12 protein-coding genes are annotated in these 11952 nt (G+C 66.0%); 4 read left to right on the forward strand and 8 right to left on the reverse strand.

Going from position 1 to position 11952, the window contains the following annotated elements:
• Nucleotides 1-81: 81 nt before the first annotated feature.
• Nucleotides 82-2136, reverse strand: a complete 2055-nt coding sequence (locus ASF61_RS13210) for an ATP-binding protein (RefSeq protein WP_056156503.1) — start codon at nt 2134-2136, stop codon at nt 82-84.
• A 135-nt stretch (nt 2137-2271) separates the two neighbouring features.
• On the opposite strand from ASF61_RS13210, the gene ASF61_RS13215 reads away from it, so the two are divergent.
• Together ASF61_RS13215 and ASF61_RS13220 are read left to right on the forward strand one after the other, a co-directional pair.
• The gene (locus ASF61_RS13215; RefSeq protein WP_056156505.1) at nt 2272-2901 is read left to right on the forward strand and encodes a superoxide dismutase; all 630 of its coding nucleotides are present in this window, start codon (nt 2272-2274) and stop codon (nt 2899-2901) included.
• A gap of 167 nt (nt 2902-3068) precedes the next feature.
• Nucleotides 3069-4640, forward strand: a complete 1572-nt coding sequence (locus tag ASF61_RS13220) for a methyl-accepting chemotaxis protein (protein ID WP_056156506.1) — start codon at nt 3069-3071, stop codon at nt 4638-4640.
• Here ASF61_RS13220 and ASF61_RS13225 read toward each other — a convergent pair.
• Together ASF61_RS13225 and ASF61_RS13230 are read right to left on the reverse strand one after the other, a co-directional pair.
• A complete protein-coding gene (locus ASF61_RS13225; RefSeq protein ID WP_056156508.1) occupies nt 4624-6000 on the reverse strand; it encodes an ATP-binding protein in 1377 nt (458 codons plus the stop codon). The two genes, ASF61_RS13220 and ASF61_RS13225, sit on opposite strands and share 17 nt — an antisense overlap.
• Nucleotides 5997-6659 (reverse strand): response regulator transcription factor, encoded by a 663-nt coding sequence (locus ASF61_RS13230; protein WP_056156511.1) that lies wholly within the window; start codon nt 6657-6659, stop codon nt 5997-5999. The genes ASF61_RS13225 and ASF61_RS13230 overlap by 4 nt, the downstream gene beginning before the upstream one ends.
• A gap of 179 nt (nt 6660-6838) precedes the next feature.
• Between ASF61_RS13230 and pbpG the strand changes: the two genes are divergently transcribed.
• Nucleotides 6839-8005 carry a D-alanyl-D-alanine endopeptidase gene (gene pbpG / locus ASF61_RS13235; protein ID WP_056156514.1) on the forward strand — a complete coding sequence of 389 codons (1167 nt, stop codon included), beginning with the start codon at nt 6839-6841 and terminating at the stop codon, nt 8003-8005.
• Between the two features lie 10 nt (nt 8006-8015).
• Here the strand turns inward: pbpG and ASF61_RS13240 are convergent, their stop codons facing one another.
• The 4 genes from ASF61_RS13240 to ASF61_RS13255 form a co-directional block, all read right to left on the reverse strand.
• Nucleotides 8016-8522, reverse strand: coding sequence for an RES family NAD+ phosphorylase (locus ASF61_RS13240; protein ID WP_229205839.1), 507 nt, complete (start codon nt 8520-8522; stop codon nt 8016-8018).
• A gap of 2 nt (nt 8523-8524) precedes the next feature.
• Nucleotides 8525-8929, reverse strand: a complete 405-nt coding sequence (locus ASF61_RS13245) for a hypothetical protein (protein ID WP_056156518.1) — start codon at nt 8927-8929, stop codon at nt 8525-8527.
• Between the two features lie 93 nt (nt 8930-9022).
• Nucleotides 9023-10246 (reverse strand): hypothetical protein, encoded by a 1224-nt coding sequence (locus tag ASF61_RS13250; RefSeq protein ID WP_056156520.1) that lies wholly within the window; start codon nt 10244-10246, stop codon nt 9023-9025.
• Between the two features lie 11 nt (nt 10247-10257).
• Complete coding sequence (locus ASF61_RS13255; RefSeq protein ID WP_056156522.1) at nt 10258-10968, reverse strand: YafY family protein; 711 nt, start codon at nt 10966-10968, stop codon at nt 10258-10260.
• A 106-nt stretch (nt 10969-11074) separates the two neighbouring features.
• Here ASF61_RS13255 and ASF61_RS13260 point away from each other — a divergent pair, with 106 nt between their 5' ends.
• Nucleotides 11075-11500, forward strand: coding sequence for a VOC family protein (locus ASF61_RS13260; RefSeq protein WP_056156525.1), 426 nt, complete (start codon nt 11075-11077; stop codon nt 11498-11500).
• Between the two features lie 26 nt (nt 11501-11526).
• Here the strand turns inward: ASF61_RS13260 and ASF61_RS13265 are convergent, their stop codons facing one another.
• Nucleotides 11527-11916 (reverse strand): hypothetical protein, encoded by a 390-nt coding sequence (locus ASF61_RS13265; RefSeq protein WP_056156527.1) that lies wholly within the window; start codon nt 11914-11916, stop codon nt 11527-11529.
• Nucleotides 11917-11952: the final 36 nt, after the last annotated feature.

Here is an 11952-nt window from a genome sequence, read left to right on the forward strand (position 1 = left end):
TGTAGCGCAAGCACCAGAAAATTACCTGAAAACAATACCATTAACCTGGTATAACATCCGCGCCACTCCGGCAAGCGCCCGTCAAGCCAGCGTCGCCACCAGCGCCACCAGCTTGGCCGGGTCGATCGGCTTGACGAAGTGGTGGTCGAAACCGGCGGCAGTGGCTTGCTGCCTGGCCTGCGCGTCGCCGTAGCCGGTGACGGCGATCAGCACCAGGCCAGCGAGTTCCGGCGTGGCGCGCAGGCGGCGCGCCAGTTCGTAGCCGTCCATGCCGGGCAGGCCGATGTCGAGCAGGCAGACATGCGGCCGGAACGCCAGCGCCTTCTGCACCACGTGCGCCGGCTCCTCCTCGATCAGCACGGCGTGGCCGTGGATCTCCAGGAACATGGCCAGCATGGCGGCAGCGTCCTCGTTGTCGTCGACGACCATGGCGCGCAGCGCGTGGCTGGCCGCGCCAGCCGGTGGCACACCGGAGCTTGCAGCCGCTGGCCCATCCTCTGCCGCCACAGCGGCCGCCGCACCACCTGCCGTAGGGGCGTCTTCCGCAGCTCCGTCAGCCGCTTCTGCCGCCAGCTGCGGCAGCACGATGGTGAAGCGGCTGCCCTGGCCCAGGCCCGCGCTTTGCGCCTCCACCGTGCCGCCGTGCAGTTCGACCAGGCTTTTTACCAGCGCCAGGCCGATACCGAGGCCGCCCTGCGAGCGGTCGGTTTCGCGCTCGGCCTGGACGAACAGGTCGAACGCGTGGGCCAGCACGTCGGCCGTCATGCCGATGCCGTTGTCGATCACGGCCAGCTTGACGCGGGCGCCGTCGGCATCGAGGCGCAGCATGATGTCGCCGCCGCCCGGCGTGTACTTGACCGCGTTGCTCAGCAGGTTGGCCAGCACCTGCACCAGGCGCTTGGCGTCGCCCGTCACCAGCACCGGCGCCGGCGGCGTGCTGACGGTCAGCAGGTGGCCGTGGCTGTCGATCAGCGGCCGCACCTGCTCGATGGCGTCGGCCACCACGCGCAGCAGGTCGGTGGCACTGGTGTTCAGGGGGATCATGCCGCGCGTGACGCGCGAGACATCGAGCAGGTCGTCGATCAGGCCCGTGATGTGGCGCACCTGGCGGCCGATCACCGCGCTGGCGTGCTGCACCCGTGCGGCATTGGTCCCCGGCTGCTGCAGCAGTTCGGCCGCGGCCGAGATGGGCGCCAGCGGGTTGCGCAGCTCGTGCGCCAGCATGGCCAGGAATTCATCCTTGCGGCGGTCGGCCGTGCGCAGGGCCTGCTCGCTGCGGATGCGGTCGCTTACGTCGCGGAACATCAGCGCCACCATCAGCTCGTCCCTCGGTCCCACCGGCGTCGCGTACACCTCGAACCAGCGGTTCATCGGCGCCGACCCTTCCAGGAAGCGCACCGATTCGCCGGTCAGCGCTACCTTGCCATAGGTCTGGAACCAGCGTTCTTCGAGGCCGGGCACCAGATGGCGCGCGGTCTTGCCGACCACGTCCAGCAGGCCGGTCTGACGTTCGAACGCCGGGTTCACTTCCAGGAAGCGGTAGTCGGCCGGCTGGCCGGCGTCGTCGAGCATGATGCGGATCACGGCCAGCCCTTCGTCCATCGATTCGACCACCGTCACATACGACTGCTTGAGCAGCTGGCGCGTGCGCATGTCGTGGGTCACGTCGGTACACACAACCAGCACGCCGCGCACGCCCTCTTCATCCTCGATCGGGCTGTAGCCATAGGTCCAGTAACGGTCCTCGCGCTTGCCGTTGCGGGTCAGCGGCACCAGCGCGTTCTCGTGCCAGGTAGGGCTGCCGCCGGCCATCACCGCAGCCAGTTCCGGGCCGATGATGTGCCATGCCTCGTTCCAGCACTCGGCGCCGCGCTGGCCCAGCGACGCGGGATGGCGGTCGGCGCCCAGCGTGCGGCGGTAGGCGTCGTTGTAGAACTGGTAAAGGTCGTCCCCCCAGAAGATGAACATCGGGTGGTTGCTGGCCAAAACCAGGCGCAGCGTGGATTTGAGCAGCGACGACCAGCCGGCGGGTGGTCCGAGCGGGTGGGCGCTCCAGTCATGATCGCGCGTGAGTACGCCCATTTCACCGCCGCCATCGAGAAAACCGGGCCGGCCATGCGCGCTGTTCCAGATCATTGCCAAACTCCACGTGATTAGTAAGGGCAATCTTACCATGCGGCACACGGGTGACCAGGCAGACGGCAGGGCCGCAGCGATTCTGGTATTGTCGATAGCACCATAAACGCTTGCCTTGCCTGAAAGGAGTTCCAGATGGCTTACGAATTGCCTCCCCTGCCGTACGCATACGACGCCCTCGAGCCGCACTTCGACGCGCGCACGATGGAAATCCACCACAACAAGCATCACCAGACCTATGTCACCAGTTTGAACAACGCGGTCAACGACGCCGGCATCGAGCCGGTAGCCGTCGAGGACCTGATCCGCGATATCGGCGCGCTGCCCGAAGCGGCCCGCACTGCCGTGCGCAACCACGGCGGCGGCCACGCCAACCACGCGCTGTTCTGGACCGTGCTCAGTCCCAAGGGCGGCGGCCAGCCGACCGGCAAGCTCGCTGCCGCCATCGACGCCGACCTCGGTGGTTACGACCGCTTCAAGGACCTGTTCACCAAGGCCGCGCAGACCCGCTTCGGCAGCGGCTGGGCGTGGCTCACGGTGGGCAAGGACGGCAAGCTGCTGGTGGAGAACAGCGCCAACCAGGACAGCCCGCTGATGGGCGAATTCGTCGGCCTTTCGGGCGGCACGCCCATCCTCGGCCTCGACGTCTGGGAACACGCGTACTACCTGAACTACCAGAACCGCCGTCCCGACTACATCGCCGCGTTCTTCAACATCATCAACTGGGACGACGTGGCGCGACGCTACGAGGCGGCTATCGGCTGAGCTGCCCGTTGGCTGTCAGGCAGGCTGTTGTAGGCCACAGCCATTGTTTCGTGATGAAATACTTTTCGTAGGGAAATGCCTTATACTCGGGAGGTCTGGGCTCACCCCAGGCGCCCTCCCGGCACCGCCCCCGCCGTTTTTGAAGTCTTCATGAAAACGGTAAACGTATGAAATTCGGCAATCTCAAAATCGGTGTCCGGCTCGGATTACTCTCCGGCCTCTTCTTCATCGCCTTGTTAATCGTGGGCTGGGTCGGCTGGCGTGCGCTCGACGCCGGCAATACCCGCGCCAGTGCCGCGATGGCGCGCCTGGTGGCCATGGGCCAGGCCAGCGATGCGGCGCGCAGCGCGCAGGTGGAATTCAAGATCCAGGTCCAGGAATGGAAGAATATTCTGGTCCGCGGCAAGAATCCCGAAACATTCGACAAGTACCGCGCGGCGTTTGTCAAAAGCGGTGAGAGTACCCATGCGGAACTGGCGCGCCTCGGGACCCTGCTCGACAAGCTCGGTATTGCCACACCGCTGGTGGCCGATGCACAGCGCACCCAGGAAACCCTGACCAGCCGCTACCTGACGGCATTGCAGCAGTTCGACCCGTCCCAGGCCGCACCGGCCGACAAGGTCGATGCGCTGGTAAAGGGCATGGACCGCGAACCGAAGCGCAAGATCGACGACATCGTCGCCCATATCGGCAAGGAGGCGCAGGATGTCGCGCACCAGATCGAAGCCGAGAATGCGGCCGCGCACCGGCGCGCCACGCTGACCATCGTCGTGGCGCTGGCGCTGGTGCTGGCGGTCGGCTCGGGCACCGTGGTGTGGCTGATCCGCAGCATTACGCTGCCTTTGTATGCGGCAGTCTCGGTGGCGCAGACGGTTGCCGCAGGCGACCTGCGCACCGAGGTGCGGGCCGACACCACCGACGAAATCGGCGACTTGCTGCATGCGCTCAGGCAGATGCAGGACAACCTGTCCGGCATCGTGGGCCGGGTCCGCGACGGCACGGTGGCGATCCATGCAGCATCGACCGAAATCGCCACCGGCAACCTCGACCTGTCTTCGCGCACCGAGCAGCAGGCCGGCGCGCTGGAGGAAACGGCAGCATCGATGGTAGAGCTGACCAGCACCGTCAAGCAAAACAACGACAACGCCAACCAGGCCGGCCAGCTGGCCGACAACGCCTCGGCGATCGCCATCAGGGGCGGTCAGGCAGTGGAGCAAATGGTCACCACCATGACGGCGATCAGTGCCTCGTCGAGCAAGATCGTCGACATCATTGCCACCATCGACGGCATCGCGTTCCAGACCAATATCCTGGCGCTGAACGCGGCCGTGGAAGCAGCGCGCGCCGGCGAGCAGGGGCGCGGTTTCGCGGTGGTCGCCACCGAGGTGCGCAACCTGGCGCAGCGCTCGGCGACGGCAGCGCAGGAAATCAAGGTGCTGATCAACGATTCGGTCGGCCGTATCGCCTCCGGCAGCGAGCTGGCCGCCGTGGTCGGCGCGACCATGGGCGATGTCGTGGCCAGCGTGCAGCGGGTGACATCGGTGATCGCCGAGATCACCGTCGCCGGACAGGAGCAGACCGACGGCATCGCCCAGATCAGTTCCGCCATCAGTCACATGGACGGCGTCACGCAGCAGAACGCCGCCCTGGTGGAAGAAGCGGCGGCAGCAGCGGACGCGCTGCAGCAACAGGCCGCCACCCTGGCGCAGGCGGTCAGCGTGTTCAAGCTGGCGGCCTAGCGCCGGCCACCGCGGGAAATGCCACGATGACCCGCAGTCCCGTCGCCGACAGCGGCGCCTGGTCGAACCTGACCGCGGCGCCGGCCTTGTCGGCCACCGCCTTGACGATGGCCAGGCCCAGCCCCGACCCGGTATTCTCGCTACCGTCCAGGATGCGGTAGAACGCGTCGAACACCCGTTCGCGCTCCGGCTGCGGGATGCCGGGACCGCTGTCATCGACGATCAGCTCCACGCCGCCGTCATGGCTGCGGAACGACACATCGACACGGCCGCCGGGCGGGGTGTAACGCAGGGCATTGTCCACCAGGTTTTTCACCAGCATGGTCAGCGCCAGCGGCGGCGCCGCCACCAGCGCATCGTCGCCGCTCAGCACCCCGAGATCGATGGCGCGCTGCTCGGCCAGCGGATACAGGTCTTCGATCACGGCCCGCACCACCTGCTGCAGCGATACCGCCATGGCGGCAGCAGCACCAGCACCAGCAGCGCCGGCAGCTTCCGGCGCCCCCTGCTGCGAACGGGCCAGCGCCAACAGCTGGTCGAGCATGGCGCGCGTGCGCTGCAAGCCTGCCGCCAGGGTCTGCATGCGGCGGCGTGCCTCGTCCGGCATGTCGGCAGCGGCCAGCCGCTCCGTCTGCAGCGACATCGCGGTCAGCGGCGAGCGCAGTTCGTGGGCGGCGTCCGCCACGAAGCGGCGCTGCGCCTGCATGGCCGCATTCACCCGCGTCAGCAGGCGGTTGATCTCGGCCACCAGCGGCTGCACCTCGTCCGGCAAGCCGGCGGCGTCGAGCTGGCGCAGATCGTCGTGGGCGCGGGCGCCCGCCTCGGCAGCCAGCACCCGCAACGGCCCGAACAGTTTGCGGATCAGCCAGTGCACCAGCAGCGGCAGCAGCGCTGCCAGCAGCGCAAACGGGATCAGTGCGCGCACGGCGTTGTTGATCGCCACCGCATTGCGCACCCGGGTCTGCTGGGCCACGGCCAGGCGCACGCCGTTGCCGTCGGTACGGACGAACACGCGCCACGAGTCCTGGTCCAGCTCCACCGTTTGCAGACCGTCCAGCAGCGGCGTGGCAAATACCGGCAGCCCGTCGTAGGCTTCCGGTTCGCCCGGCGTGGGGTTGAGGAAGCGCACCACGATGCGCTCGTCGAGCGTGATGCCGCTGATTTTCTGCCGCGCGGCCAGCGTGACCGGCCCGGTTTGCAGGCGGCCGATCAGGTGGGCGATCTGGCGCAGCTGCTTGTCCTGCGCGATGTGGGCGTCGTTCCACGAAGCGATCAGCGTGAACAGGGCGGCGGTGCCGGCCATCAGCACCACGGCCAGCGCGATCGAGGCCGACAGCCGGTACTGGAGCGAGGTATTCATGCCGGCTTGGACACCATCCAGCCCACACCGCGCACATTCTTGATGGCGTCCGCGCCGAGTTTCTTGCGCAGCGCATGGATCAGGAATTCGACCGCGTTGCTCTCCACTTCCTCGTTCCAGCCGTAGATGCGGTTTTCCAGTTCGCTGCGCGAGAGGATGGCGCCGGGCCGCACCATCAGCGCCTGCAGCAGCGCGAATTCGCGCCCGGTCAGGCGTACCTGGCGGCCGTCGCGGCATGCCTCGTGGGTGGCCGGATCGAGTGCGATCACGCCGTTGCCCAGGTTGGGGCCGACGGCGGCAGCCTGGCGCCGGGTGACCGCGCGCATGCGCGCGAGCAGCTCGGACAGCGCAAACGGTTTGACCAGGTAGTCGTCGGCGCCGCCGTCCAGGCCCGCCACCCGGTCTTCGGTGGCGTCGCGCGCGGTCAGCACCAGCACCGGCACGCCGCGGCCCGCGCCGCGCAGCGTGTGCAGCACCGACATGCCGTCGCGCCGCGGCAGCCCCAGGTCGAGCAGCACCATCTGGTACGGGTTGCAGGCCAGCGAATCGAGCGCGGCGTCGCCGTCGCGCACCCAGTCGACGCCATAACTGGCCTCGCGCAGCGCCTGCTGGACCGCGTTGCCGATCATGTCATCATCTTCCACCAGCAGTACCCGCATGACATCCTTTCGATTTCCGCGCCACCCAGCGCCGCATGCCGGCTATTGTAGCGGCATCGCCGTCGCCGCGACCGCACAGCGGGCGCGCGGCGCCGGGCGCCCATCCACTAAGTGACAGCTAAGTGTGCTTGCCTACCATCCGCACGTCGTTTCAGCCCGGATGCCGCTGCATGAAAAACATGAAATCACTGAAGTCCCTGTTGTTGTCGTCGCTGTTGACGCTCGGTGGCCTGGTCGGCCTGCAAGCGCCCTCCCCTGCGCTCGCGGCCAGCGCCGCCCATGCGTCGACATCCACCCAGGCGGTCAAATCCAGACAGGCCAAGGCCCGCCCGGCCAAGGCCGCAGCGATCAAGGCCAAACAGGTCAGGGGCAATCGGGGCAAGGTCAAGCGGGTGAAGGTCGAGCGCGTGAAAGCCCGGCAGGCCGAGGCCAGGCAGGTCAAGGTGCGCCGGGCCAGGGCCCAGCGGAACAAGGCCCGGCAGGTGAAGGCGCAGCAGGTCACGGCGTCGAAGCCGGTGTACCAGCGCCGAATGGCCAAGGCGGCGGCCGCAACAGCGCCGAGCGCAACGCACCTGGCCGCGCTGCGCTCGAGCGCGGTCGTCATCATCGATCCGGCCACCAGCGACGTGCTGTATCAGAAAAACCAGGATGCAGTCATGCCGATCGCCTCGCTCACCAAGCTGATGACGGCCATGGTGGTGCTTGACGCCGGACAAAGCATGACGCAGCAGCTCACCGTGACCAGCGCCGACGTCGACCGTCTCAAGTATTCGAGTTCGCGCCTGCAGGTAGGCACCACGCTGCCGCGCGCCAGCATGCTGCATCTGGCACTGATGAGTTCTGAGAACCGGGCAGCGTCCGCGCTCGGCCGCAACTACCCGGGCGGCACCCGCGCTTTCGTGGCGGCGATGAACGCCAAGGCGCGCGCGCTGGGCATGCGCAACACGCGCTACGTGGAGCCGACCGGGCTGTCGAGCGCCAACGTCTCCACCCCGAACGACCTGGCGCGGCTGGTGATCGCCGCCGAAAAGCACGCCATGATCCGGCAATATTCGACCGACCACCAGTTCAGCATCCGCCAGGGCCGCAGCACCAGCGTGTACCACAACACCAACCGCCTGACGGCCAGCGCCAACTGGCGCATCCGCCTGCAAAAGACCGGCTACATCTCGGAAGCCGGCCGCTGCATGGTGCTCTACACGCTGGTCAACAACCGGCCGACGGTGATGGTATTTTTGAACTCCCAGGGCAAATACTCCCACGCGGCAGACGCCAACCGCGCACGGTCATGGCTGGCCGGGTATCGCGCGGGGAAGGTGCAGCACGCAGCAGGCGGGCTACATTGAAGGGAAGCTCCTAAAGCCAGGAGGCCTGATCACGTGGAAGGCTACGCGCAGGGTCGTATGGGTGTATCACGTCGCCTGCCGTCAGCAAGTGCGTGTACAGGACCAGGTTGCTGCCGGCGGCGATGACGGAGTCGAACAATATGCCTTTGGCGCCCGCCGCCACCGCCAGGTCGCCAATCACCCAGGACGGCGGCTCGATCCTGTCATTGAACACCATGCGTCGCCAGTCGCAGCCGAAGTCCTGCCAGATCGGATCCCAGCCCTCGGCGTAACCTCCGCGAAAGTCGACTACAGGGTCAGCTTTCAGCTGGTAGCTGACTATCATTGCCGGCGCGATCAGCGCGTCGAGTTGCCGGTATTCGGCCAAGGCAGTTTCCAGTTCGAGCGACAGATAGAGCGCGTTAATACCGGGACGGTTTGCGCGGCCACCATGCCGGGCTGCGCCCGCACCAGACGTTGGCGCAAACGCCCACTTCGGATCGTGTACGCGAAAGGCATGACAGGCCAGGGCGACCATCTTCATCCGGAAAACCCCTGACGCAGCGACTGTAAATACTTCACCACATCGTCGGTTCGCCCCTCGGAAATGAGTTGCTGGCCGGTTTTATAGTCGAATGTCGGAATAGGATGATTCCGATACCAATAGATGGCTTTTTCAATGCTATGTGAAACGTCTGCCGCTGCGCGGACCACGCGAACAGACTCCCGTAAATAACGTTGAACGCTTTCCGATTCGGGCGCACGCGTGATGGTATTGCGATGCACGCGCGCAGCCGCAGCCAGGCTTTGCAGGTCAAAGTTGAATGCCCGCGCGAAACTCCTGGGGGAAATCGCGGGCCGTCTGGTTTCCCCGTTGAGAAACACCAGAAAACTGTCGAAGTCCCGGTCGAACACAGGCATCGTGTCGCTCTCCCGCACCAGCATGGCAACTCCCCCGCATCAAACTGACATCATATATGCAGCATATTTGCACTATTTGCGGTTGGGTGCAAGCGCATCGCGTGTGCGCCAGACACCTTAGAAGTAATAACCCGCCTGCACATTGATGCGCCGGCTATAGCCGGGATGCTCGGCCGAGGTGGATGCCAGGCCGCCGAAGTCTGGTGAGATATACGGATGGTGCTTGCCGAGCATGAAGTCGGCCGAGAACGACCATTTGCCGGCCGAGAAGCTCAGGCCCGTGACATTCTGGGCCGAGTCCTGGTAGTGGCCGACGCGCTTGTGCAGCATGCTGTAATCGTTGTAGACCTTGAAGCCGCTGAACGGACCGATCTTGCCGCCGATGTCGTAGCTGGCGTTGGCGATGTAGATGTCGCCCTTGGTGGCCACCGGGAACGGGTAGCCGAAGCCGCCGACGATGACGAAGCTGTTGGCATCGAGGCCGCCGTAGGTCTGGTTCGCCTCGTGGCTGGTATGGTAGTCGTAGCGCAGCGCCTGCAGCATTACCGCGACCGGGCCCGATGTGCCCTTGAAGTGGACGGCCACGGCATTGCGGCGGGTGTCGACGGCGCCATTCGCGCGCGCCTGGTTGCGGATCTCGCCCGTCAAGGCGGACGCGCCGAGTTCGTGCTGGTCGTGGTCGCCGAGCTTGACCACCACGCGGCCGATCAGCGTGTTGCGCTCGGTATCGCGCTGGCCGGTGCCGAAGCCCTGGGCGTCGTCGTCGGCGACGATGTTGTACGAGTAGCGGTTGGCGGACGGCGCGGTATTGCTGCCGCCGCCGTACGATCCGCCGTCGCGCGGATAAAAGCCCAGCTGCCATGCGACCGGGCCGGGTTTGCTCAGGTAGGTCACGCCGAGGTCGTACTTGTCCTCGAAGCCGGCGTAGAACGCGATCGACTCGTAGAAATTATTCGACGCATACGGCTGCAGGCCGAACAGGTTCTTGTCGAGACCGACGTGCAGCTCGCTCTTGTCATCGAAGCGCCTGCCGATCCAGCCGTGGTGCAGGAAATGCTGCCAGTAGCCGCCCTGCCCCTTGGGGAAATGGTTGTAGCGATACTGGGCCGAGCCGATGGTCGTGCCGTCGTCATAGTTGAGGTCGAGCCGCGCGGTGTCGAGGCCGAAGAAGCCGCTGCGGTACTCGTCCTGCCAGCTTTTATAGACATAATTAAAACGGATGGCGCCGCCGACGGTGAGCGGCGATGCACTGCTCTCGGCGGCCATGGCGTCGGCGCCGGAAAAGAAAAGGGTGGCGGCTGCTGCGCAGGCGCACCAGCCTTTGACATTTTTCGACAACATAATTTTCCTTTTTAATCTGGTAGCGGTGATGCCTGCTGCGCCTCGGCCGCCAGTTGCGCCCGGTAGTCGCGCAACAGGGCTGCGCGCCGGGGACGGAAACTGTCGGTCGTGGCGTGCGCAGCCTGCAGCCGCGCCACTTGAAACTTGCGAAATCCCTGCCGCAGGCAACACCACGCCAGCACCACCAGCATGCGGTCCAGATACACGATGGCCAGTGGCCAGATCCGCCGTGCACTGACCTGTCCGGCGCGGTCCTGGTACGTGATGTCGAGCGCCTGCTCGCGCCAGCACGCCTCGCGCACCAGGTCCAATACTGCCGCCGGCAGATAGCGCGGCGTCATACGATGGACTTGCGAGACCGCGTGCAGCAGCTGCTGCTGTCCCAGCGACGGCAGGGTGGCGGCCACCTTGGCCAGCGCCGCCGCAGCCGCTGCGGCCAGCGCCGGGTCGCCCATGTGGCGCACCTCGGACAAACCCAGTACCAGCGCCTCGATCTCGATCCGATTGAACATCTGCGGCGGCAGGCTGCCGTCCTCGACCAGCGAGTAGCCGTAGCCACGCTCGCCGCCGATGTCGGCGCCGCTCGCCCGCAGGCTGTCGATGTCGCGGTAGATCGAGCGGACGGAAACGCCGGTGTCGCGCGCCAGCCGCTGCGCCGTCACCGGTGCAGGCAGGGTACGCAAGGCCTGCAACAGGCGGATCAGACGGTCGGATCGCGACATGGCAACTGACAGTAATTGGCAGCAGGGGCCGATATAGTACCACCGGCCTCGACCATTACCCTGTCCGGTTGCCGCAAAGCATCGGCTTCACATAAAGGAAACTTGCATGTCTATCAAATCCGTCGCCCACATCAACCTGCGCGGCACAGCACGCGAAGCGCTCGGCTTTTACCGCGCCGTCTACGGAGGGCAGCTGACGCTGGTCAGCTATGGCGAGGCCGGCATGGCCCACGATCCGGCGCAAGCCGACCAGATCATCTGGGGCCAGGTGACGGCCGAGAGCGGCTTTTGCGTGATGGCGTTCGATGTGCCCGAAGCCATGCCGTGGGATCCGGGCCAGAACGCCTATTACGTTTCCGTGCGCGGCGACAGCGCGGAGGAGATTACCGGGTATTGGCAGCAGCTGAGCGAGGGCGCGACCATCGTCCAGCCGCTGGCGGCGTCGCCGTGGGCGCCCTTGTACGGCATGCTCAAGGATCGTTACGGCGTGATGTGGGTATTGGACGTGGCTGCTGCGGCCCCGGCGGCCTGAGCGACCACTACCGACACTGCGGCAGCTCAAGCCCCGGCACTGCCCTCGCGGCGCTGCAGCAGCTGGCGATACAGCGCCGGTTCCCTGGCCGCGAGCTGGTCGAGGGCCTCGACCGCCGCGCGCAACAACGATGACGCCTGCGCCTGCTTGATCTGCTCGATCTCCTGCATCGCCGCTGTCACCTTGGCCAGGACGTCGGGATCGGGCTGTTCTCCCTGCACCAGCTTGACCACCAGGTCGTTGAGCCAGCCGATCTGCCGGCCGTAGCTGGCCACCTCCGAGACCACGCGGTCTTCGACCCTGGCGTCACCGGCAAAGTTAAACGTCGGCGAGAACCACGGAGAGTTAATACGCGGCATGACGTCACCCGAGAAGGGCATTTTGAACAGCCAGAACGGATCGAATGAGGTGGGCATGACGGCTCCAGGTGAATGACAGCGTGTTGACAGGAA

This window comes from Duganella sp. Leaf126 (assembly GCF_001423125.1).
Classification (GTDB): domain Bacteria; phylum Pseudomonadota; class Gammaproteobacteria; order Burkholderiales; family Burkholderiaceae_D; genus Rugamonas.

Excerpts from the sequence above, each read along its gene's own strand:
- ASF61_RS13215 (WP_056156505.1), top strand. The coding sequence starts at position 2,272 with ATGGCTTACGAATTGCCTCCCCTGCCGTACGCATACGACGCCCTCGAG.
- ASF61_RS13255 (WP_056156522.1), bottom strand. The coding sequence starts at position 10,968 with ATGTCGCGATCCGACCGTCTGATCCGCCTGTTGCAGGCCTTGCGTACC.
- ASF61_RS13265 (WP_056156527.1), bottom strand. The coding sequence starts at position 11,916 with ATGCCCACCTCATTCGATCCGTTCTGGCTGTTCAAAATGCCCTTCTCG.
- ASF61_RS13250 (WP_056156520.1), bottom strand. The coding sequence starts at position 10,246 with ATGTTGTCGAAAAATGTCAAAGGCTGGTGCGCCTGCGCAGCAGCCGCC.
- ASF61_RS13260 (WP_056156525.1), top strand. The coding sequence starts at position 11,075 with ATGTCTATCAAATCCGTCGCCCACATCAACCTGCGCGGCACAGCACGC.
- ASF61_RS13210 (WP_056156503.1), bottom strand. The coding sequence starts at position 2,136 with ATGATCTGGAACAGCGCGCATGGCCGGCCCGGTTTTCTCGATGGCGGC.
- ASF61_RS13245 (WP_056156518.1), bottom strand. The coding sequence starts at position 8,929 with ATGCTGGTGCGGGAGAGCGACACGATGCCTGTGTTCGACCGGGACTTC.
- ASF61_RS13220 (WP_056156506.1), top strand. The coding sequence starts at position 3,069 with ATGAAATTCGGCAATCTCAAAATCGGTGTCCGGCTCGGATTACTCTCC.
- ASF61_RS13225 (WP_056156508.1), bottom strand. The coding sequence starts at position 6,000 with ATGAATACCTCGCTCCAGTACCGGCTGTCGGCCTCGATCGCGCTGGCC.
- pbpG (WP_056156514.1), top strand. The coding sequence starts at position 6,839 with ATGAAATCACTGAAGTCCCTGTTGTTGTCGTCGCTGTTGACGCTCGGT.
- ASF61_RS13230 (WP_056156511.1), bottom strand. The coding sequence starts at position 6,659 with ATGCGGGTACTGCTGGTGGAAGATGATGACATGATCGGCAACGCGGTC.
- ASF61_RS13240 (WP_229205839.1), bottom strand. The coding sequence starts at position 8,522 with ATGGTCGCCCTGGCCTGTCATGCCTTTCGCGTACACGATCCGAAGTGG.